This window comes from Virgibacillus byunsanensis, assembly GCF_042675965.1.
Taxonomy (GTDB): domain Bacteria; phylum Bacillota; class Bacilli; order Bacillales; family Amphibacillaceae; genus Virgibacillus_R; species Virgibacillus_R byunsanensis.
In genome coordinates this window covers 40,439-63,165 of the sequence record NZ_JBHTKJ010000066.1, presented here as the reverse complement: position 1 = coordinate 63,165, position 22,727 = coordinate 40,439, and the positions used below count along the sequence as shown (strand labels likewise).

Annotated in this window: 19 protein-coding genes and 1 other annotated feature; of the genes, 6 read left to right on the top strand and 13 right to left on the bottom strand. The window is 36.3% G+C overall.

Annotation, left to right across the window (positions count from 1 at the left end):
* Positions 1 to 148: 148 nt before the first annotated feature.
* The 5 genes from serS to guaB form a co-directional block, all read right to left on the bottom strand.
* A complete protein-coding gene (serS, locus tag ACFQ3N_RS18310) occupies positions 149 to 1,423 on the bottom strand; it encodes a serine--tRNA ligase (protein ID WP_390364312.1) in 1,275 nt (424 codons plus the stop codon).
* A 101-nt stretch (positions 1,424 to 1,524) separates the two neighbouring features.
* Positions 1,525 to 1,741, bottom strand: a binding site (T-box leader).
* 41 nt (positions 1,742 to 1,782) lie between these two features.
* Entirely contained in the window at positions 1,783 to 2,373 is a 591-nt protein-coding gene (gene pdxT / locus ACFQ3N_RS18305; RefSeq protein WP_390364310.1) for a pyridoxal 5'-phosphate synthase glutaminase subunit PdxT, read from the bottom strand.
* 18 nt (positions 2,374 to 2,391) lie between these two features.
* The gene (pdxS, locus tag ACFQ3N_RS18300) at positions 2,392 to 3,276 is read right to left on the bottom strand and encodes a pyridoxal 5'-phosphate synthase lyase subunit PdxS (RefSeq protein WP_390364308.1); all 885 of its coding nucleotides are present in this window, start codon (positions 3,274 to 3,276) and stop codon (positions 2,392 to 2,394) included.
* Between the two features lie 44 nt (positions 3,277 to 3,320).
* Positions 3,321 to 4,652: a serine hydrolase gene (locus tag ACFQ3N_RS18295; RefSeq protein WP_390364306.1), complete on the bottom strand. Its 1,332-nt coding sequence runs from the start codon at positions 4,650 to 4,652 to the stop codon at positions 3,321 to 3,323.
* Between the two features lie 206 nt (positions 4,653 to 4,858).
* Positions 4,859 to 6,328, bottom strand: a complete 1,470-nt coding sequence (guaB, locus tag ACFQ3N_RS18290) for an IMP dehydrogenase (RefSeq protein ID WP_390364304.1) — start codon at positions 6,326 to 6,328, stop codon at positions 4,859 to 4,861.
* A 188-nt stretch (positions 6,329 to 6,516) separates the two neighbouring features.
* On the opposite strand from guaB, the gene ACFQ3N_RS18285 reads away from it, so the two are divergent.
* Positions 6,517 to 7,461 (top strand): YaaC family protein, encoded by a 945-nt coding sequence (locus ACFQ3N_RS18285; protein ID WP_390364302.1) that lies wholly within the window; start codon positions 6,517 to 6,519, stop codon positions 7,459 to 7,461.
* Positions 7,462 to 7,469: 8 nt separating this feature from the next.
* Here the strand turns inward: ACFQ3N_RS18285 and ACFQ3N_RS18280 are convergent, their stop codons facing one another.
* The 8 genes from ACFQ3N_RS18280 to dnaA form a co-directional block, all read right to left on the bottom strand.
* On the bottom strand, positions 7,470 to 8,573 hold the full coding sequence (locus ACFQ3N_RS18280; protein WP_390364300.1) for an HD-GYP domain-containing protein: 1,104 nt from the start codon (positions 8,571 to 8,573) through the stop codon (positions 7,470 to 7,472).
* Between the two features lie 114 nt (positions 8,574 to 8,687).
* Positions 8,688 to 11,177: a DNA gyrase subunit A gene (gene gyrA, locus ACFQ3N_RS18275; RefSeq protein WP_390364298.1), complete on the bottom strand. Its 2,490-nt coding sequence runs from the start codon at positions 11,175 to 11,177 to the stop codon at positions 8,688 to 8,690.
* Positions 11,178 to 11,292: 115 nt separating this feature from the next.
* A complete protein-coding gene (gene gyrB, locus ACFQ3N_RS18270) occupies positions 11,293 to 13,212 on the bottom strand; it encodes a DNA topoisomerase (ATP-hydrolyzing) subunit B (RefSeq protein WP_390364296.1) in 1,920 nt (639 codons plus the stop codon).
* A 44-nt stretch (positions 13,213 to 13,256) separates the two neighbouring features.
* The gene (remB, locus tag ACFQ3N_RS18265; RefSeq protein WP_390364294.1) at positions 13,257 to 13,535 is read right to left on the bottom strand and encodes an extracellular matrix regulator RemB; all 279 of its coding nucleotides are present in this window, start codon (positions 13,533 to 13,535) and stop codon (positions 13,257 to 13,259) included.
* Positions 13,536 to 13,551: 16 nt separating this feature from the next.
* The gene (gene recF / locus ACFQ3N_RS18260; RefSeq protein WP_390364292.1) at positions 13,552 to 14,664 is read right to left on the bottom strand and encodes a DNA replication/repair protein RecF; all 1,113 of its coding nucleotides are present in this window, start codon (positions 14,662 to 14,664) and stop codon (positions 13,552 to 13,554) included.
* 85 nt (positions 14,665 to 14,749) lie between these two features.
* A complete protein-coding gene (gene yaaA / locus ACFQ3N_RS18255; protein WP_390364290.1) occupies positions 14,750 to 14,971 on the bottom strand; it encodes a S4 domain-containing protein YaaA in 222 nt (73 codons plus the stop codon).
* A gap of 195 nt (positions 14,972 to 15,166) precedes the next feature.
* A complete protein-coding gene (gene dnaN / locus ACFQ3N_RS18250) occupies positions 15,167 to 16,303 on the bottom strand; it encodes a DNA polymerase III subunit beta (RefSeq protein WP_390364288.1) in 1,137 nt (378 codons plus the stop codon).
* 189 nt (positions 16,304 to 16,492) lie between these two features.
* On the bottom strand, positions 16,493 to 17,845 hold the full coding sequence (gene dnaA, locus ACFQ3N_RS18245) for a chromosomal replication initiator protein DnaA (protein ID WP_390364286.1): 1,353 nt from the start codon (positions 17,843 to 17,845) through the stop codon (positions 16,493 to 16,495).
* Positions 17,846 to 18,514: 669 nt separating this feature from the next.
* Between dnaA and rpmH the strand changes: the two genes are divergently transcribed.
* The 5 genes from rpmH (at position 18,515) to mnmE (ending at position 22,698) form a co-directional block, all read left to right on the top strand.
* Positions 18,515 to 18,649, top strand: coding sequence for a 50S ribosomal protein L34 (gene rpmH / locus ACFQ3N_RS18240; RefSeq protein ID WP_019377820.1), 135 nt, complete (start codon positions 18,515 to 18,517; stop codon positions 18,647 to 18,649).
* Between the two features lie 135 nt (positions 18,650 to 18,784).
* Entirely contained in the window at positions 18,785 to 19,129 is a 345-nt protein-coding gene (gene rnpA, locus ACFQ3N_RS18235) for a ribonuclease P protein component (protein WP_390364283.1), read from the top strand.
* A gap of 84 nt (positions 19,130 to 19,213) precedes the next feature.
* Positions 19,214 to 19,984: a YidC family membrane integrase SpoIIIJ gene (gene spoIIIJ, locus ACFQ3N_RS18230; protein WP_390364281.1), complete on the top strand. Its 771-nt coding sequence runs from the start codon at positions 19,214 to 19,216 to the stop codon at positions 19,982 to 19,984.
* Entirely contained in the window at positions 19,981 to 20,595 is a 615-nt protein-coding gene (gene jag / locus ACFQ3N_RS18225; protein WP_390364279.1) for an RNA-binding cell elongation regulator Jag/EloR, read from the top strand. The genes spoIIIJ and jag overlap by 4 nt, the downstream gene beginning before the upstream one ends.
* Positions 20,596 to 21,321: 726 nt before the next feature.
* Positions 21,322 to 22,698: a tRNA uridine-5-carboxymethylaminomethyl(34) synthesis GTPase MnmE gene (gene mnmE, locus ACFQ3N_RS18220; RefSeq protein WP_390364277.1), complete on the top strand. Its 1,377-nt coding sequence runs from the start codon at positions 21,322 to 21,324 to the stop codon at positions 22,696 to 22,698.
* Positions 22,699 to 22,727 lie beyond the last annotated feature (29 nt).

Here is a 22,727-nt window from a genome sequence, read left to right as displayed (position 1 = left end):
CTGCTAAATTACACGACCTATGCTCGGTCGCTCCGAAAGCCTTAGTTGCACTTATGTAGATAAGAAAATTTTATACTTTCCTATCTACCAACAAAAAGAGCTTGGAAAATTAATTCCAAGCTCAACCGCAACAATGATCAAATCAAATTTATTTCAATAATTCTTTTCCATTCATATATGGACGCAATACTTGTGGAACAATAACTGATCCATCTTCCTGTTGATAATTCTCCAGAATTGCAGCAACCGTTCGACCAATTGCTAAGCCTGATCCGTTAAGCGTGTGGACAAATTCTGGTTTTGCTTTTTCCTCTCTTCTAAAGCGAATACCTGCTCGCCTTGCTTGAAAGTCCTCAAAGTTAGAACAAGAAGAGATTTCACGGTACGTATCCTGGCTTGGAATCCATACTTCAATATCGTACTTCTTCGCAGCCGTGAAACCTAAGTCACCAGTACACATACTCATCACTCGATATGGTAAATCCAGGAGCTGTAAAACCTTTTCCGCATTACCTGTTAGCGTTTCTAATGTTTCATAAGAATCCTCTGGTTTGGCAAAATGTACAAGTTCTACTTTATTAAATTGGTGCTGGCGAATTAATCCACGTGTATCACGTCCCGCAGAACCAGCCTCAGAACGAAAGCAACTGCTAAATGCCACATATTTCTTTGGTAAATCCTCTATTTTTAATATTTCCTCGCGGTGATAATTCGTTACAGGTACCTCAGCAGTTGGGACAAGGAAGTAATCCCAATCCTCCACTTTAAATGCATCCTCTTCAAATTTTGGTAGCTGTCCAGTACCTGTCATACTAGTACGATTCACCATATAGGGTGGAAGCATTTCTTCATAGCCATGCTCATCTGCATGTAAATCCATCATAAAGTTTAGAAGAGCACGCTCTAATCGAGCACCTAAGCCCTTATAAAATACAAAACGACTTCCTGTTACTTTTGCAGCCCTTTCAAAATCAAGAATATCTAAGTCAGTAGCAATATCCCAATGAGGTTTTGCTTCAAAGGAAAATCCCTTCACTTCTCCCCAAAGACGAGCTTCCACATTATCCTCTTCATCTTCTCCAATAGGTACACTTTCATGTGGAATATTTGGAATAGAAAGCATCATATGTTCCAATGTTTCTTGAATTTCTTTTAATTCGGTATCAAATGCTTTGATTTGGTCGCCAACCTCACGCATTTCTTTAATCGCAGGATTAGCATCCTTTTTTTCCTTTTTTAATACTGATATTTGTTTAGATGCTTCATTTCGTTTCGCTTTTAACGTTTCCGTTTCTGAAATTAGCTTTCTGCGTCTTTCATCAAGCTGACCAAACTTTTCTAATTCTGATAAATCCTCACCACGTTTAGCAAGCTTTTCTTTTACTTCTTCAAAATTAGTACGTAAATATTTCATATCAAGCATAATTAAAATCCTCCTTTTTCGTTATTAGAAAACATTGCTTATCGCCAGACTCTTATGGTGAACCTTTCTGCAAAAATATAAAAAACTCCCGTCCCCATTAAAATAGGGACGAGAGTATTATTCCCGCGTTGCCACCCTTATTGAAGATTTCTCTTCCGGCTCACAGCTTTTAACGGTGCCTAACCGGGTTTACTTACTTTGAATACATTCCATAAACCAGTTCAAGGATGGATTCACAGCACCCAATCATCGATTCACACCACCCATCGACTCTCTTTTGAATGAATTGCTGTTACTAGTTCCTGTCATCACTTTTATAACGTTTGTATTGATTATGATATATCATAGACAATTTTTCATTAAGATGCAAGTGTTTTGAGAGATTGTTTAACCATTGTAACAAAATACTCAACAACACGATTATCATCGGTCAACTCGGGATGAAAAGCAGTACAAAGATAATGACCTTGTTTGGCTGCTACAATTCGATCCTGATACGTTGCTAGTATCTCAACTTCAGGTCCTGCTTGTAAAACATACGGCGCTCGAATAAACACAGCATTAAAGTCATCAGCAACATGGGTTATCGCAAGTTCTGCTTCAAAACTCGCAACCTGACGTCCAAATGCATTGCGTGCCACTTTCATATTCATTAACCCCATATGGGCAGGATCCTGGCCTTCAATTTCGTTTGCCATTAGGATCAAACCTGCACATGTTCCGAATATTGGTTTCCCTTGTTCTCCAAACTCCTGAATCGCAGTGAAAAAGTCGTAGCTATCGATCAATCTGCGCATTGTCGTACTTTCACCACCAGGAAGGATTAATCCATCTATTTCATGAAGTTGTTCTCTATGTTTAATTTGAATTGCTTTTGCACCGGATTCTTCAATGGCACGAATATGCTCTCGAACTGCTCCTTGTAATGCGAGTACTCCAATTGTTACCATACGAATTCCTCTTTTCCATTACTCGCTGCGATCTTGCATGCGATCTTGTGCTTCCAATGTACCCATTTCGATACCTTTCATAGCTGTACCTAAGCCTTTAGATAGCTCGGCAATTAATTTATAATCCTTGTAATGAGTTGTAGCTTCTACAATCGCTTTTGCAAACTTTTCTGGATTGTTAGATTTGAAAATACCAGATCCAACGAATACACCATCTGCGCCTAATTCCATCATTAACCCTGCATCTGCTGGTGTTGCAATACCCCCTGCAGCAAAGTTAACAACTGGTAGACGGCCTTCTCTTTTAATTTCTAATAAAAGTTCATATGGTGCACCAATATTTTTTGCATATGTCATTACTTCATCCTCAGACATTGCAGTAAGCATTCTAATTTCTGATTGTACTTCACGCATATGACGTACTGCTTCAACAATGTTACCTGTACCTGGTTCCCCTTTTGTACGTAACATAGAAGCACCTTCACCAATTCGACGAGCGGCTTCGCCTAGATTACGACATCCACAAACAAATGGTACTGTGAAATCTGATTTTTTCAGATGAAAGATATCATCAGCTGGTGTCAATACTTCACTCTCGTCAATATAGTCAACACCCATAGATTCCAGCACGCGTGCCTCTGTAATATGCCCAATACGAGCTTTTGCCATTACAGGTATAGATACTGCATTCATAACTTCTTCTGTAATTTCAGGGCTAGCCATACGAGCTACTCCACCTGCTGCACGAATATCTGAGGGTACGCGTTCTAGTGCCATAACAGCAACTGCCCCAGATGCTTCTGCGATTTTTGCCTGCTCGGCGTTGACAACGTCCATGATGACGCCACCTTTTTGCATTTCTGCCATACCACGTTTAACACGTTCTGTACCTGTATTTGTCATATTATTTTCCTCCTATATACATTAAGTTACTACTATATTACTATTTAAAACCAACCTTTAACAGTATCAACGACTGTAGAGAATATATTACTGAAAAAGTCACCAATTGCACCTAAGGTCAGCATAAACCAATTCGATTTCTCTACACCGTCTTTTGTTACTAAATCAACAGTTTTGTTAGCTTCACCAAATATATATCCATAATCTATTTCACCATCATAAACAAGTTCAGCTGTACCTATTTTTTCCCCCTGTTCAATCGGCGCAGTTAATTCGCCATCTTTATTTAACTTACCTTCATCTATGGTGTATTTCATGGAGTACTGCTCTTCTTCACCTTGTTTAATTGGTATATTAAATGCATCACTTGTAGCGATCTCCACCACGTCTTCTTTTCCTTTAGCTACCGGTAAAGATGATTCATCCTCTAATTGGTAATCTGCAGGAAAAAGCTCCTTGGTTTCGAATTGTGAATAACCGTAATCAAGTAATCTTGCAGTTTGTTTAAAACGGGCATCCTCACTTTCCGTTTTCATTACAACAGAAATTAAACGTTTACCATCTTTTAAAGCTGTACCTGTAAAACAATATCCAGCAAGGTCTGTGTAGCCTGTTTTTAAACCGTCAACACCTTCATAATGGTATTGTTGTAAATACTCCGCATCGTGTGGAAGCATGTAATTCCAATTTCGAATGTTTTGTTCATCAAATATAGTCTCTGGAACACTAGAAATATCTAATGCATCTGGGAAATCATTTACTAAATGAAAGGCAAGTAACGCTGAAGAACGTGCTGATAACAAATTATTTGCATCTGGTTCTGTTCCCTCTGGATAATTTTCCCCAAGGGATTCATTCGCTAATCCAGTTGAATTAACAAATTTAAAATCTGGAAGACCCATTTCTTCGCCTTTTTCATTCATAAGCTTTACAAAGTCGCCCTCAGAACCTGCTATAAGTTCCGCAAGTGCAATTGTAGTAGCGTTATCGGAATTAATGGCCATTGCTTCATATAATTCTTCAACAGTATAATCCTTATTTTGGCGTAATCCTACACCTGAAAAACTGTTATCAGCGGATATACTATATGGATAGTCACTGATTTGTGTTGTTGTATCCCAGCTGATTTGACCTTCTTCGATGGCTTCCCATACGAGATATTCCGTCATCATTTTAGTCATACTAGCTGGTGGAAGTGCAATATCAGGATTTTTGGAAAACAAAATCTTTCCTGTCTCTGCATCAACTAAAATAGCTGATTCTGCTTGAATATCTAATTCAGCTGCCTCAACAGATATTGGCTGTGTAACAAACGTTGTCAAACTTATAAGAAATACAAGTAGTAATGCAACGTTTTTTTGGAATCTATGTCTCAACTCTCTCTACCTCCACCTTATGCTTTATGGCTTACTATTTTTTGATGCATATGTATCTTTCCTAAACTATGCACCTATAGTATTTTACCACAAAAAAAGCCAGAAAAATAGACGGGGAATAGTCCCCATCTATACTTTTTTTATAGGTAATGTGCACCATTTTGTTTACTAGAGTTACTAATTTAATTGGAATTTATCGCTTTTACTTATACAGTATAATTTGGTGCTTCTTTGGTGATCTGGACGTCGTGAGGATGACTTTCACGTAAACCAGCATTGGTGATGCGAATAAAACGAGCATCGTTTCGTAATGCTTCAATTGATTCAGTGCCACAATAGCCCATTCCAGCACGTAATCCACCAACCAATTGGTGAACAGTATCTACCAGTGGTCCTTTATAAGCTAGACGACCTTCTATCCCTTCTGGAACGAGCTTCTTAGCATCTTCTGTATCTTGGAAATAACGATCCTTAGAGCCAGATTTCATAGCGCCAACAGATCCCATTCCACGGTACACCTTATACCGTCTACCTTGGAAAATTTCCGTTTCACCCGGGCTTTCCGATACTCCCGCAAACAAGCTGCCTAGCATAACTGCGTGCGCGCCAGCAGCAAGTGCTTTTACAATATCACCAGAATATTTAATCCCGCCATCAGCAATTACTGGTACACCGTATTCACTTGCTGCAACTGCACAGTCATGTACTGCAGTGATTTGTGGTACACCTACACCAGCAACGACACGGGTTGTACAAATGGAACCAGGTCCAATTCCGACTTTTACAATAGATGCGCCTGCTTCGATTAATTCCACTGTTGCTTCAGCTGTTGCTACATTTCCAGCAATAATGTCTAAGTCAGGATATGCTTCTCTAACTATTTTAACCTGTTCGATAACACCTTTGGAATGCCCATGAGCGGTATCAATAACGATCACATCAACACCAGCATCAACCAATTTCTCAATCCGCTTCATGGAATCAGCTGTAACACCAACTGCTGCACCAACCAGCAATCTCCCATGTACATCCTTGGCAGCATGTGGAAACTCAATAACTTTTTCAATATCTTTAATCGTTATTAACCCTTTTAGAACATCGTTATCATCAACAAGAGGTAATTTTTCAATTTTATATTTCTGTAAAAGTTTTTCGGCTTCATCTAGTGTTGTTCCTACCGGTGCGGTAACAAGATTTTCACTTGTCATCACATCAGCAATCATAATCGAATAATCTTGAATAAAACGTAAATCTCGATTTGTTAAAATACCAACAAGCTTTTGACCATCAATACTGTTTACAATTGGTACTCCTGAAATACGGAATTTCCCCATTAGATGTTCTGCATCATAAACTTGATTTTCTGGAGTGAGGAAAAAAGGATTGGTAATTACACCACTTTCAGAGCGTTTCACACGATCTACATGTTCTGCTTGTTCTTCAATCGACATGTTCTTATGAATGACACCAATTCCGCCTTGACGAGCCATGGAAATGGCCAGCGGAGCTTCTGTAACCGTGTCCATCCCAGCACTAATAAAGGGGGAGTGCAGCTTTATATTCTCAGATAATGTAGTGCTAACATCTACATCCTTTGGCAATACCTCAGACTTGGCAGGCATTAATAATACATCATCAAACGTAAGTCCTTCTTTTTCAAATTTGTCTCCACGCATCTTTTACATCCTCCTTTGTAATGGTTAACTCCATGTGCTATTGATTATTATTTATAATTCTGGTCAAACTATATAAGCAATTCTATTGTTATATACAATACGTTATCAGTACACGTTTTTCAATAGCATATCAGCTTCCGTGAAAAAGAAAGTAGATTCAAAATATTTTAATAGTTATGAGGTTAACAATGATGCACTCCTTTTATACTTATTTGCAATCACAACAAACAGCACAAAACTACTTATACCAATGTTATAACAATATTGGCATTGCTGATGCTGAACCAAAAAGCTATGAAAATTATAGCCCCTTTATGTACTATATTGATCATGGAATGAAATTTTATGAAAACGGTAAAAAAATTGATCCTTTGTTACAACCTGTCTTATTTTTTTACGGAATGGTGCACCTCTTAAAAGCTTGCTTACTAACAACACGTCCTAGCTATCCTGAATCAACAAGTCTATTAGCACATGGGGTTTCTAGTCGAAAACGTAAAAAAAAGCATTATACGTTTATGCACGATGAAGTGAAAATTCAGCATAACGGATTATTTCCTTACTTCTCACAGCACCTATTTTCAATTGAACGATTTCCTTTTGAAAAAATTAAAATGAACCACTTGTTAGCTCTGATTCCAGAAATGAATTCTTTATTTAACTTTAATAATGAAGAAATGATGGTAGTAGTAGGGGAGACTGGAACAAATACATTACAGATACCATTACATTTATTAGATAGTTACCATCTAACAGAGAAATCATTTCTACACCGGATAAAAAATCATCTCCCAAACATTAATAAATTAAAAGTAGAACAATCACAAATTAATATAGAATTAATAGAACCAATAACAACATCCCATGGTCCATTTTTTATAGATTTGGGCAAGGAGAAAATTCTATTTCCAATCCACAGAAATCATTTTACTCCCATATCTGAAGTAATGGTTCATTACCTGCTTTTATATAATCTCAGCATGCTTTGCCGTTATGAAGCAGAGTGGTGGGGAGAATTATTATCAACAAAATCTGAATTGGATTACCCTTTTATTCGTCAATTTTTAGAAATCACGTCCGACAAAATCCCATTACTGCTTGAGAATGAACTACTAAAGTATAAAAGGAACTAACAGCTAAGTTAGTTCCCTAAAATTTCATTAATATATAATGACGATTCATTTTTTAATGTAATAATTTCGTTTTCGCCATCAAGTCGAACCATTGGTCTGGTTGGCTGTTTGGATTCCACAAAAACAATCTCAGCAATCTTATTATTGGAAAGCTTAACCCTTGTTCCAATTGAAAAGTTAGATAAACTTTCAATAAATAGTTGCACCACTTCTGGATCAAGCTTCGAATACTGTTCTTTTTGAATTTCTTCTATCACTTTAAATGGAGAAAGTTTTTCTTTATACAATCGTTCGCATGTCATCGCATGATACATATCACAAACAGCAATAATTCGAGCGTACATATGGATCTTTCTTTTTGCTAATCCAAGTGGATATCCACTACCGTCGCGACGTTCATGATGCTGTAATACAGCTAGCTTCACTGCTTTTGTAATGGTTGGAATATGTTCAACCAGACGATAGGAATAGGTAGGATGCTTTTTAATTTCTTCTAACTCAGTTAAATTTAATGCGCTAGTTTTTGTCACAATGGAGGGATCTATTTTAGCCATCCCACTATCACATAGAAAACCAGCTAATCCCACCTGCAGCCATTCCCCTTTTTTATAGCCCATTTTCTTTGCTAAATAGGCAGAGAGAATTCCTACAGAAACACAGTGATGGTAAAAATAATCCTTTTTGGTAGCATAATGATGTAACGTATAAACAGCTGAATTGGTTGTATCTACTCTTTCAAATAGTGGAATCAATAGTTGGCGTGCTAACGGCATATCAATGGCAACATTACTCTGCCAGCTTGTAAACATTTTTTTATAATTAGCTACTACCTGATCATAATGTTCCTCAAATGAATCAGGATATGATGAAGATAATTCACTTGTTGCCGTTTTTTTAGTATTTTTCTCTTGCTCTGCCATTTTTGGTACGAACTCTTTACCATCAGAGAGTTTTCCTGATACATCAACTGTTTCGATTAAAAACTTTTGTAATAGTAAAATATGCTGTTCTGTTAAAACTGTATTTTTCTGTACAATCGGCTTATGTGTTTTCCCCATAACATCAGTCAATAACACACACCCAGAAACGAGTTGTGATGGCTGCACACGCATGTGACTCCCCCTAACATCACAATAATAGACACACCTTAGAAAACTCGGCATTCGCTTTTGTCTTATAGCGAGTGCCGAAGTTTAACTAAATATCAGATAACGAAAGCTATTCACTTATTCCTCACTGTCTAGTTCTTCATCAGATGACTCCGTTGTCTCTTCTTCTAATTCTTCTTCTGTTTGCTCTATTTTGGCAACGGTTGCTACTTCTTCTTCTTCTTGCAAACGAATGAGACGTACACCTTGTGTGTTACGGCCTGTTTGTGAAATTCCTTCAACAGGGATACGAATTAACACACCGGCTACTGTTATGAGCATAATATCTTCTTCACCAGTTACTGCTTTTACTGCAACAACATGGTCTGTGTCTGCTAGTTTACAGGTGAAAATACCTTTGCCACCACGTTTAGTAATACGGTATTGACCTTCAGGAGTACGTTTTCCTACCCCATGATTTGTCACATGAAGAACTTGTAGTCCTTCATCTAAAATTTCCATGGATACAACTACATCATCACCACGTAAGGAAATACCACGGACACCTGCAGCTGTTCTACCCATTGAGCGAACTTGATCCTCTGGAAAACGAATGAGATAACCATTTTGTGTCGCAAGCATAATATCCTTTGTACCATCCGTTAATCGAACAGAAATCAACTCATCTTCCTCACGAAGCCCAACCGCAATTAAACCACCTTTACGAATATTAGCGAATTGGGATAATTGCGTTCGCTTGGATATACCGTGTCTTGTCGTGAAGAATAAATACCAGTCATTAGAAAATTCTTTTACAGAAATGACAGCATTAATCCACTCATCTTTCTCGATTTGTAACAAGTTAATGATTGGAATACCCTTTGCAGTTCGACTGAATTCAGGAACTTCATATCCTTTGGAACGATAGACCTTTCCTTTATTTGTAAAGAAAAGCACCGTATCATGGGTTGATGTGGAAACTAAATGTTCTACAAAATCATCCTCATTAGTTCCCATTCCTTGGATACCTCTACCACCACGTTTTTGTGTGCGATACGTAGAGGCTGGTAAACGTTTGATGTAACCTTGATGTGTAAGTGTTATTACGATATTTTCTACTGGTATGAGATCTTCATCCTCGATAAAGTCTGTACCACCAAGTGAAATTTTAGTTCGGCGTTGATCGTTAAATCGTTCTTTGATTTCAAGAAGCTCTTCACGAATAATCTCCAACACTTTTTCTTCATCTGCTAAAATCGCCCTTAATTCTTCAATCAGCTTAAGTAGGTCACTATATTCATTCTCAATTTTTTCGCGTTCTAAGCCTGTTAATCGTTGCAAACGCATATCTAAAATAGCTTGTGCTTGTTTTTCAGACAGCCCGTAGCGTTCTATTAATCCATCCCGAGCAATATCAGCTGTTTTGGAATTCCGAATAAGTGCAATTACTTCGTCCAAATGGTCTAATGCAACTCGTAAACCTTCTAAAATATGTGCACGTGCTTCTGCTTTTCGCAATTCAAATGCTGTGCGACGTTTAATAATTACTTTTTGGTGCTCTAAATAGTTTTCCAAACATTGTTTGACAGTTAATACTTTTGGTTGACCATCAACTAGTGCAAGCATATTTATTCCAAATGAAGTTTGTAGTGCTGTTTGTTTATATAAATTGTTCAACACAACATTTGCATTAACATCACGACGAAGTTCAATTACAGCACGCATACCATTACGGTCTGATTCATCACGTAAATCCGTAATACCATCAATTCGTTTATCACGAACAAGCTCAGCTATTTTCTCAATTAACCTCGCTTTATTAACCTGATATGGTAGTTCTGTCACGATAATGGTTGATTTCCCATTCGCATGTTCATCAATATGTACTTTAGCTCGAATGGTTATCGAACCTTTTCCAGTTTGATACGCTTTTCGGATACCACTTCTCCCAAGTATTTCCCCAGCTGTAGGAAAATCAGGTCCATGTATGTGTTCTTCCATTAATTCATCAATCGTTATCTCAGGGTTTTCACTTATTGCTAACACAGCGTCAATTGTTTCCCCTATGTTATGTGGCGGGATATTAGTGGCCATACCAACTGCAATCCCTGATGCTCCATTTACAAGTAGATTCGGAAAACGTGCTGGAAATACAACTGGCTCTCTTTCAGATCCATCATAGTTTTCTGCATAATCAATTGTATCTTTATTAATATCTCTTAAAAGTTCCATGGAAAGTTTTGACATCCGTGCTTCTGTATAACGCATAGCAGCAGCAGAGTCGCCATCAACCGATCCGAAGTTTCCATGACCATCAACTAGCATATACCGATAGCTAAAGTCTTGTGCCATACGTACCATCGCTTCATAAACAGCGGAATCACCATGTGGATGATACTTACCAATTACTTCACCTACGATACGTGCAGATTTTTTATAGGCCTTATCTGAATGCATACCTAAATCATTCATTGCGTATAATATTCTACGATGAACCGGTTTTAATCCGTCACGTACATCTGGTAATGCACGTGACACAATTACACTCATAGCATAATCAAGAAATGACGTACGCATTTCTTGGCCAATATTTATTTCTTGAACGTTTGGACGTTGTTGATCCGCCATTGAATTACTACCTCCTATCACTATCTTTAAAAATAGTGACTACCTTTAAAATCTTTTATCTTTTTTAGCAACTAAGGCTTGGCGATAAGCCAAGTTTTCTAAGACTATTTCTTTTTTAAACATCTAAATTCTTAACATATTGGGCATTTTCCTCAATAAAGTTTCTACGCGGTTCTACTTTATCGCCCATAAGAATATCAAAAATTTGGTCTGCGTCAATTGCATCCTCTAATTCAACTTGTAACAATGTCCGCGAATCAGGATCCATTGTTGTTTCCCAAAGTTGTGTTGCATTCATCTCCCCTAGACCTTTATAACGCTGTAATCCTGGTTTTGGAGCCTTTGGAATTTCTTCTATAATACGTTCCATTTCTTTATTGTTATAAGCATAATAAGCTGCTTTACCTTGCTGAATTTTATAAAGTGGTGGCTGTGCGATATAAATATAGCCATGTTCAATTAATGGACGCATATATCGATAGAAAAATGTTAACAGCAATGTACGAATATGTGCTCCATCAACATCTGCGTCTGTCATAATAACCACTTTATGATAACGAGCTTTTGTAATATCAAAATCCTCCGCAATACCTGTTCCTAATGCTGTAATCATGGCACGTACTTCATTATTGGACAAAATTTTATCTAATCGTGCTTTCTCTACGTTTAATATCTTACCGCGTAATGGCAGGATAGCTTGAAAATGACGGTCACGTCCTTGCTTGGCTGACCCACCAGCTGAGTCACCCTCAACAATATAAAGTTCACTAATTTTGGCATCTCTTGATGAACAATCTGACAGCTTGCCTGGTAAATTAGAAATCTCTAATGCACCTTTTCTACGTGTTAATTCACGAGCCTTTTTAGCAGCAGACCTGGCACGGGAGGCCATAATTCCTTTTTCAACAACAATTTTAGCAATTGTTGGATTTTCAAATAGAAATTTTGAAAAAGCTTCACTGAAAACTGAATCTGTAACGGTACGTACTTCACTGTTTCCAAGTTTTGTTTTCGTCTGTCCTTCAAACTGTGGATCTGGATGCTTAACTGAAATAATTGCAGTCATTCCTTCACGTACATCATCACCAGTTAAATTAGGGTCATTTTCTTTAAATAAATTGTTACGACGGGCATAGTCATTAATAACTCGTGTTAATCCAGTCTTAAATCCAAATTCATGTGTTCCGCCTTCATACGTGTGGATATTATTTGCAAATGAGTAAATATTACTTGCGAAACCATCATTATATTGAATCGAAACCTCTACCGTTATTTGCTGGTCTTCCCCTTCAGCATAGAATGGTTCGTGCAATACTTCTCTTGTGCGGTTAATATATTCCACGTAAGAGCTGATACCGCCCTCGTAGAAATAGTTAACTGCCTCTTCATCTGTTCGTTTATCTTCAATCGAGATGTTTAACCCTTTATTTAAGAAAGCTAGTTCTCTTAAACGTTGTGCTAATGTTTCAAAATTATATTCTACTGATTCTGTGAAAATTTCCGGATCTGGTCTAAAGTGTGTAACCGTTCCAGTTATTTCTGTTTCTCCAACGACTTCAATATCGCCTTGTGGTACACCTTTTTCGAAACCTAAATGATATATCTTATGATCACGATGAACATGCACATCCAAATTAGTTGATAATGCATTAACAACAGAAGCACCAACACCATGAAGGCCACCAGAGACTTTATATCCTCCACCACCGAATTTACCACCAGCGTGAAGAACTGTCATAATTACTTCCAGTGCAGGCTTCCCTGTTTTTTCATGTTTATCCACCGGAATACCTCGGCCGTTATCGGTAACCGTAATACTATTATCTTTTTCAATAACAACTTTAATCTGATCACAATACCCTGCTAATGCTTCATCAATACTGTTGTCAACAATTTCCCAAACTAAGTGATGAAGCCCTTTTTCACTAGTAGTTCCAATATACATACTTGGTCTTTTCCGTACAGCTTCTAAACCTTCAAGAACCTGTATTTGCTCTGCATCATAAGATTGTTCATTTGCTAATTTATCATTCATTGACATAATTTCACCCGCGTTTCTTATTCTTAGGTTTTGATTTCTTACTCTATTTCGTCTGAATAATCATCTAATTTACTAATTGTTGAGATCATACTAGCTCGTTTCTTTAACGTGGAAACGGATAAAGGACTATAATAGATGTAGTCTCTCGTAATAACTACTGACTTTGCATCCCCTTTAGGTCCGTTAACTTTGTCTTTTTTAGTTGCAATAACCATCATTTCTTCCATGATGGTTGAGGATGTTAATAAGTTACGGTCAATAATGGAGATAATATCCTTCGATTGAACGACATTATCATTGCCTATATGAATAAACATTCGTATCCCTCCACATTTATGTATCTACTGTTCCGTCATTCACGTAAAATAGTTCTGCTTGTTGTAAGGTTTCATGATTAATTCCGTCTACACTTGTGGTGGATACAAAGGTTTGTACTTTTCCTTGAATGGTGTTTAACAAATGGGATTGTCTGTAGTCATCTAACTCACTTAAAACGTCATCCAGAAGTAAAACCGGGTATTCACCCACTTCGTTGTAAATCAGTTCAATTTCAGCAAGTTTCACCGATAATGCCGTTGTTCGTTGCTGGCCTTGGGATCCATATGTTTGAACATCCTTGTTATTCACATAGAATTTGAGGTCATCTCGATGGGGGCCTATAAGTGTCGTACCACGTTCAATCTCTTTTTCTTCTATTTCAAGAAATTTATGTAAATAGATACTTTCTATTTTCTCCTTATTTACTTCTTCTGATACTTCAATAGTAGAATCATACATAATTTCTAGTTGTTCGAGCTTACGACTTATCCCATGATGAATCGGACTTGCCCATTTTCGTAACAAATCCAGGAAAATAAATCGTCTTTCCAATAAAGTTGCCGCATGTTCAACTAATTGTTCAGTGAGCACCTTTAACATCGTTCTATCTTGTTTTATGTTACGTTGCATCTGCTTTAGTAGATGGTTCCGTTGTTTAAGTACTTTTTGATATTGGCCGAGATGGTATATATATCTTGGTTGTATTTGACCAAGCTCCATATCAATAAAACGTCTGCGGATTTGTGGTGGTCCTTTTACTAACGTTAAATCTTCAGGTGCAAACATGACAACATTCATTGCGCCAATATAATCACTTAGCCGTTTTTGTTCGATTCGGTTTAATTTTGCTTTTTTACCTTTCGTTGAAACAACAATTTCAAGTGGAAAAGTTTGTTTTCGTTTTGTGATCCTACCTTCTATTTTAGCATACTCTTGATCCCAACGAATAAGTTCTTTTTCTCTAGGTGTACGATGGGATTTAGTAAATGCTAAAACATAAATTGCTTCCATCAAATTCGTTTTACCCTGGGCATTTTCCCCAATAATAACGTTGATTTTATCATCAAAGGAAATATCCAATTGTTGATAATTTCGATAGTTTTTCAATTTTAAATGTTCAATATGCATGTGAATTCCTCTTTTTCAAGCCAAAAGCGTAAGCGTTCGTATAACACTGGAGCTGGACGTGGCCTTACGTAAATTGTTTATATTGCTACTTGCTAGTAGCTACAACATATGAACCAGCACTTTCAACTTCTACAACATCATTAGGATAAAGTTTTCTTCCACGACGGTGCTCTCGTTCACCATTTACTAAAACACCCTGATCATTTAAAAATGCTTTGACAATACCTCCAGATTCGAAAATATTTGCAAGCTTGATAAACTGTCCTAACGTAATATATTCCGTATCAATTTCAATAGGTTCATGCAATATTCTCACCTAATTCTTTTATTTAGTATCGTTCTAAGTTCCTCTAATCTATTTTACTAAAGTTTTCGTATTAAAGAAAGGTAAGACCCTCTAATTGTTTTTAAAACGCTTAAATTCACTTTAAATCGCTTATTAGGACGATAAAAGCTCTTACCTTTTTATGATAAGAGCTTTTATCTATAACTTATATCTTTATTAATATGTTCTTACAGGAAGAATTAATTGTAATATCGGATCATTATTTGCTGGACGAATAATAAATGGTCTCATTGCACCTGTGAATTCTATTTTCACTTCGTCATTTTCAATCGCTTTTAAAGCATCCAACATATATTTTGAACTGAAAGATATTTTTAGTTCTTCCCCCTCTATTGATTGTACGGAAATTTCCTCTACTACTCGTCCTACTTCGGGAGAGTTACCTGTTATTTCTAATAGTTCATTGCCCATTGTGGATAACTTAACAACACTGTTTCGCTCTTCTTTTGCTAAAAGAGATGCACGATCAATTGTATGAAGCAATTCTTTTGTTTTAACTTGAAGAACTGTTTTACTCTGTTCCGGAATTAATCGAGAAGTTTCCGGATAATTCCCATCAAGTAATCTAGATAAGAAATAAAGATGTTTGGTCCGGAATAAAATTTGATTATTTGTAACACTTATTTCTACATTTTCTTCTGTATCATCTAATATTTTATAAAGTTCATTTAAGCTCTTTCCAGGAACAACAATACTAGGAAACTCATTACTAGATCCACTGATTGGGATTTCACGTGATGCAAGTCGGTGGCTGTCTGTTGCTGTAAAATTTAGTTTTCCATTTTCAAGTTTTAGATTAACACCAGTTAAAATAGGTCTGGTTTCCATTGTTGAAACCGCAAACACCGTTTGTTTAATTAAACTTTTCAAAAGATCCGTAGGTATTTTAAAACTATCATCCGATTGTAATTTAGGTAGTTGTGGGTATTCTTCTGCGTCCTGACCATTCAAATTAAATTCTGCTTTTCCTGATCGAATGGTTACCTTTAAATTGGAATCTGATTCAATTTCAATTGTTTTTTCTGGTAGTTTTCGAACAATATCTGGAAAGTATTTAGCTTGTAAAACAATACTACCTTCCTCGATATCCTCAATATTTACAATGCCATCTTCCTCAGTCGGTATGTGGGATTCAATTGATATATCAGAATCACTACCTGTTAATGTTATTCCGTTACTTCTAGCTTCAATTTTCATTCCAGTTAAAATGGGAATAGCTGTTCGGGAAGATATTGCTTTCATTACATCTTGTACACTTGCAATTAATTGATCACGTTGAATAATGAATTTCATGAAATATTTCCTCCTAGTGGAAGTTACATATATATATATTTTATATATAAAAATATAGTAATAATAGTAATAGGGCCTGTGATTATGTGGATAACTCATTTTTGAGTTAGATTAACCAGTTTGTGAGCTTGTGGATAGATTGTGCACAAGTATGGTCAAGTTATCCAGACTATTCACAGGTGGATAACTTTAAAAACTTTTCAGTTGTTCTTTAATTTCTTCAATTTCTTTATCTAATGATGAATCATTTTCCATCATTTTGGAGATTTTTTCGTGTGCATGAATAACAGTTGTATGATCACGCCCACCAAATTCCTCTCCTATCTTAGGAAGTGAAAAATCTGTCAGTTCTCTTGATAGATACATGGCTATTTGCCTTGGAAAAGCAATAGATTTCGTCCTTTTCTTAGCTAAAAAGTCCTCAAACTTAATATTGTACTTTTCACCGATAACTTCCTGGATACCTTTAATCGTTATTACTCTAGGTTTGCTACTAGGAATAATGTCTTTTAACGCATCAGCTGCTAGAGATGCATCAATATCCTGGTTAACTAATGATGAGTATGCAACAACACGAATTAATGCACCTTCTAGTTCACGAATATTCGTATCAATTTGATTAGCAATATAAAGCATTACTTCATTAGGAATATCTAATCCTTCTGCTTTAGCTTTCTTCGATAAAATAGCAATACGTGTCTCCAAATCCGGTGGCGTTATGTCGGTAATTAAACCCCATTCAAAACGTGACCTTAAGCGATCTTCTAAAGTTGGAATCTCTTTAGGTGGTCTGTCACTAGAAATTATTATTTGTTTACTCTCTTCATGCAATGTGTTAAATGTATGGAAAAATTCCTCTTGTGTTTGTTCTTTTCCAGCTAAAAATTGAATGTCGTCAATTAGTAGTACATCCACATTACGGTATTTATTGCGAAAGTTAGTTGCTTTATTGTCCATGATGGAATTAATAAATTCATTTGTAAATTTTTCTGAAGATAAATAAACAACTTTTGCATTGGGATTATGATCACGAACATAGTGGCCAATTGCGTGCATTAAGTGTGTTTTGCCTAGACCAACACCCCCATAAATAAATAATGGATTATATGCTTTTGCAGGTGCTTCTGCTACAGCAAGTGAAGCAGCATGAGCAAAGCGATTTCCTGAACCAATTACAAACGTATCAAATGTATACTTCGCATTTAACATCGTTTTTGGTGATTCTGAGTTTTGGTTGTCTTGTACATTCGACATCGTTTTAGGTGCTGCGTTAATTTCATCAACTTGTGTATTTGATTCTGGAATAATAAATTTAATCGTTAAATTTGCACCTGTTATATCGGACAGAACTTCAGAAATTAAATTGGTATAACGTCCTTCTAACCAATCTCTGGCAAATTCATTTGGAGCAGATATGATTAATGAATCTTCATCAAGAGACTCTGCTTGTGTATTTTTTAGCCACGTATCAAAGCTTGGTTTACTAATTTTTTCTTCGACTTTTTCTAATGTGGCTGTCCATAATTCTTCAATGTTTTCCAAACTAGCTTCACCCCTTTCGGTATATAGATGATAGAAAAAGCCTCTCTCAATCTTCCTGATCAATGGGGAGATGGAAAGGCACTTAGACAATTAAACTTCGGAAAGAAAATCTTTTTCATGTCGTTTTTAACATAATACAAAAAGATAAGTCATAGATTAAAAACTAGCATATATCAAGCTAGAAATGCTAGTAGAAAAAATAAACAATATAGCAATGTGTGGATAAAAAACACGGGCGTACCTATGTATTACTTAAGTTATATACGTTATCCACACTGTTGTTAATAAACATTTAAACAGAGTGTTAGCAAGTATCCACAGGTTATCCACAGATTGTGGGTAACTATTTTTAGTTTATAACTTGTTCACATATTAAAACACAATAATAATACCAAAAAAAGAGGGAAGGTGCAATGAATTTTCGACACTTATCCACAATTTCTATCGGTTGTAGACAATATTTATCCACACCACTATATTTTGTGAGTATCTTGTCGATATGTGTTGTGGATAGAAAAAATTTGGTGAAAAGTTATGAAGGAAGGCTGTGGATAACGATTTTTCATAGAGAGTTGACAGAAAGAGCATGTTTTACGTATAATTACTTAGACTGTCTATTGAATAGATATTTTAATTTATTTTTTATTCCTTTTGGGAGGTGCATGATAAATGAAAAGAACGTTTCAACCAAATAATCGTAAACGTAAAAAAGTACACGGCTTTCGTACGCGTATGAGCACAAAAAACGGACGTAAAGTTTTAGCTCGTCGTCGTCGTAAAGGAAGAAAAGTATTGTCTGCATAGGCCACTGAAATATGTCAGTGGTCTTTTTTCTAGACTACTAGCAGTGTCGCTCATATTATTTCGTGTTGAATTGTTATGAGTTACACTGCTTATTTTTTACATAAGAAGTTCTGATTAGATCGTAAGGTGATGGAAATGAAAAAGGAATTTCGTATTAAGAAAAATGAAGCTTTTCAATATGTATTCAAAAATGGGAAAACATTTGCTAATAGGCAGCTTGTCATTTATTATGTTCGAGAACCAGAACAAACACATTTTCGAATTGGGCTTTCAGTTGGTAAAAAAATCGGTAATGCAGTTACTAGAAATCGAATCAAACGATATTTGCGTCAGTCTTTTCAGGAATTAGAGGATGAGATAAGATTCCCATATGATATCGTCATTATTGCACGTCAGCCTACTAAAGATATGGATTTTCATCAAATTAAAAAGAGTTTAATACATTTATTATATAAAGAAAGACTACTTAAAAAAAAATAATCAATTAATGATTTTATATAGAAACTTTTATAAGTTTAATGCTAAAATACATGTATGAGGGTTTGTCTGTTAGGAGGAAACAAATTGCGTAAAAAAGTTTTATTGCTTGTAATGCTAATGGGATTACTAGCAATACTTTCAGGTTGTACTGAAATAAATGAGCCAATAACTGAAGAAAGTACTGGGATTTGGAATGAGTATTTTGTAATGCCAATGTCATGGTTAATTACTTACTTTGCTGAATTGTTTAACGAAAATTATGGTTTATCTATAGTCATTGTAACGATCATTATTCGCTTAGTACTTTTACCATTAAACGTAAAACAATTAAAAAGCTCAAAAGCAATGCAGGATATTCAACCAGAACTTAAAGAAATTCAGAAAAAGCATAGTTCAAAAGATGCCAATACACAAAAGAAATTGCAAGAAGAAACAATGGCACTGTTTCAAAAGCATGGTGTAAATCCATTAGCCGGGTGTTTACCAATTTTTGTACAAATGCCAATTTTAATTGCAATGTATCACGCGATTATGCGAACAAGTGAAATTAAAACACATAGTTTCTTATGGTTTGAATTAGGTGTTGCAGATCCTTACTTTATTTTACCGTTGGTAGCTGGTGGTGCTACATTCCTACAGCAAAAATTAATGATGGCAGGTAGTCCGGCAGCACAGAATCCACAAATGATGGTTATGCTGTATGTAATGCCAATTATGATTGGTGTATTTGCCGTATTCTTCCCATCTGCATTAGCACTTTACTGGGTAGTAGGTAACATCTTTATGGTTGCTCAAACTTTATTCATTCGAAAACCAATGATGAAAAACGCCAATACTGGAGGAGAGAAAAAGTGAGAGAAATAACTGCTAGTGGACAAACTGTTGAAGAGGCGGTCCAATCAGCATTAGAGCAGTTAAACACAACTAGGGACCAAGTAGAGATTGATGTAATTGATGAAGGGAAAAAAGGGCTGTTAGGATTGTTTGGTACAAAGCGTGCTATTGTTACAGTAAAAATAGCCAAAAACCAAATCCAGCAAGCTGAAAAATATATCCAAGAAGTAACAAAGAATATGAACGTGGATGTAGAAATAGCTACAACTATAGAAGATAATCATGTTACTTTTGAATTATCAGGTGAAAAAATTGCGCTCTTAATTGGTAAAAGAGGACAAACGTTAAATGCATTTCAATATTTAGTTCATTTAACGCTGAATAAAGATGGGAATCAGTTTTATACAGTAACTGTTGATGCAGAAGGATATCGGGGACGCAGAAAAGAAACCCTGGAATCTTTAGCATTAAAAATGGCTGATAAAGCAGTTCGTTTAAATAAAAAAGTTGCTCTGGAACCAATGCCAGCATATGAACGGAAAATTATTCATAGTGCTCTGCAGGGTAATAAAGAGATCTCCACATATTCTGATGGTGTGGAACCACATAGGCATATTGTGATAAAACCATAAACTTGAATATTGATGAAAGCCCTCTAGGAGACTAGGGGGCTTTTACTATTAGGCTGTTTTCGCACGCTTGTTGTTTTTATCTTCATAGTTGATATAAATCGCGACGTAACTTGAAAACACGATCAGTGCTCTGTTACCGCTGCGGAAAAATACTATCACTTTCCGCGGGCTCGCGCTGAGCCTCCTCGCTCGCAAAGACCGCTCCCTGTGGGGTCTTTAGCGTCTTCGCTTTCCCGCAGGATAAGGAAAGCTTCCCTGAAAAAGCATTGCACGCAGAAAAAGCGTTTTTCTTATTCAAGGATGTGGCGTTTTCATCGGCCAGTGCCTAGACCCTCCGGAGACTCAAGCCGAGGGCATCATTCCGAGGATGGCATTGTTGATTACGTGAATAAGGATAATTTCTAAAGATGTAGCAGATATTGTAGGATCTGCCATTTACCAAGTAGGTCAAAAGGATACACCTAGCCTTGAGAAATCTCATGTAGCTCCAGTGCCTGTGGACAACTATTATGAAGAACCAAGTTTATAATTGTTAATAACATATGTTATAGTAAAATTCTTTTATTCACATGTGGATAATAGAATTTTTTTAATAGAATTTTTATTTCTGTGGATAACTTTCTTTTTGAATAGAATTGTGATATTCTATTAAGTTAGTGACGATAAAAATAAAAGTAAGTTTTCGTTTAAATATAATAATAAAAAAAGATGATGGAGGTGAGTAAATTGGAAACAGATACAATAACAGCGATATCCACACCAATTGGTGAAGGAGCAATTTCGATTGTTCGATTAAGTGGTCCAGAAGCAATAGCGATCGCAGCAGAACTTTTCGAGGGGAAAGATCTTTTAAATGTGGAATCCCATACGATGCATTATGGGAAAATTATGGATCCTGATACGAAAGAAATTGCTGAAGAGGTAATGGTTTCGGTGATGCGTGCTCCAAAGACGTTTACACGTGAAGATATTGTTGAAATAAACTGTCACGGTGGCTTGGTAACCGTTAATCGGGTATTAGAAATTTTGCTAGCAAAGGGTGCCAGATTAGCTGAACCAGGTGAATTTACCAAGCGTGCCTTTTTGCATGGACGAATTGATTTATCACAAGCCGAAGCAGTAATGGATTTGATACGTGCAAAGACGGACAAAGCCATGTCTGTTGCACTAAAGCAAATGGATGGAAGGTTATCTGCATTAATTCAGCGTTTACGTCAAGAATTATTAGAAACAGTTGCACATGTTGAGGTTAATATTGACTACCCTGAATATGATGACGTTGAAGAGATGTCACATGAAATGATGCGCGAAAAGACAAAAGAAGTCCATGCCGAGATTGAAAATTTATTACAGGTTGCTAAACAGGGAAAAATATTACGTGAAGGGTTAGCAACGGCTATCATTGGCCGCCCAAACGTTGGTAAATCTTCCTTAATGAATACACTCGTACAGGAAAATAAAGCAATTGTAACCGAAGTACCTGGGACGACACGTGATATTATTGAGGAATATGTAAATGTACGTGGAGTACCGCTTCGTTTAGTTGATACAGCAGGAATTCGAGAAACTGAGGATATTGTGGAGAAAATTGGTGTCGAACGTTCTCGAAAAGTGTTAAAAGAATCGGATCTAATTTTATTTGTTTTAAACAATAATGATGAAATGACAGAAGAAGATGTTAAGCTTTTTGAAGCAGTTCAGGGACTTGAATATATTGTCATCATTAATAAAACAGATCTAGAAAAAAAACTGGATTTAGAAAAAGTAAAGCAATTAGCTGAGGGGAATCCTGTTGTAACTACTTCTTTAATTGAGGAAGAAGGAGTGGACGAACTCGAAACAGCTATAGCGACTACGTTTTTTGCTGGTGAAATTGATACAGGTGATCTAACCTATGTTTCCAATGTGCGACACATCCAACTGCTTAAACAGTCAAAACAAGCATTAGAAGATGCTATGGGAAGTTTAGAGATGAAAATGCCACTGGATATTATCCAGATTGATGTAACAAGAACGTGGGAGTTTTTAGGTGAGATTATTGGAGATACTGCTAGTGATAGCTTGATCGATCAATTGTTCTCGCAATTTTGCTTAGGAAAATAAATGAATGAATAATATAAATAGAAAGGATG

Excerpts from the sequence above, each read along its gene's own strand:
- pdxS (WP_390364308.1), bottom strand. The coding sequence starts at position 3,276 with ATGACAAATACAGGTACAGAACGTGTTAAACGTGGTATGGCAGAAATG.
- ACFQ3N_RS18280 (WP_390364300.1), bottom strand. The coding sequence starts at position 8,573 with ATGCGTGTGCAGCCATCACAACTCGTTTCTGGGTGTGTGTTATTGACT.
- serS (WP_390364312.1), bottom strand. The coding sequence starts at position 1,423 with ATGCTTGATATGAAATATTTACGTACTAATTTTGAAGAAGTAAAAGAA.
- rnpA (WP_390364283.1), top strand. The coding sequence starts at position 18,785 with ATGAAAAAGGAATTTCGTATTAAGAAAAATGAAGCTTTTCAATATGTA.
- ACFQ3N_RS18285 (WP_390364302.1), top strand. The coding sequence starts at position 6,517 with ATGATGCACTCCTTTTATACTTATTTGCAATCACAACAAACAGCACAA.
- remB (WP_390364294.1), bottom strand. The coding sequence starts at position 13,535 with ATGTTTATTCATATAGGCAATGATAATGTCGTTCAATCGAAGGATATT.
- pdxT (WP_390364310.1), bottom strand. The coding sequence starts at position 2,373 with ATGGTAACAATTGGAGTACTCGCATTACAAGGAGCAGTTCGAGAGCAT.
- gyrA (WP_390364298.1), bottom strand. The coding sequence starts at position 11,177 with ATGGCGGATCAACAACGTCCAAACGTTCAAGAAATAAATATTGGCCAA.
- dnaN (WP_390364288.1), bottom strand. The coding sequence starts at position 16,303 with ATGAAATTCATTATTCAACGTGATCAATTAATTGCAAGTGTACAAGAT.
- recF (WP_390364292.1), bottom strand. The coding sequence starts at position 14,664 with ATGCATATTGAACATTTAAAATTGAAAAACTATCGAAATTATCAACAA.
- gyrB (WP_390364296.1), bottom strand. The coding sequence starts at position 13,212 with ATGAATGATAAATTAGCAAATGAACAATCTTATGATGCAGAGCAAATA.
- guaB (WP_390364304.1), bottom strand. The coding sequence starts at position 6,328 with ATGCGTGGAGACAAATTTGAAAAAGAAGGACTTACGTTTGATGATGTA.
- rpmH (WP_019377820.1), top strand. The coding sequence starts at position 18,515 with ATGAAAAGAACGTTTCAACCAAATAATCGTAAACGTAAAAAAGTACAC.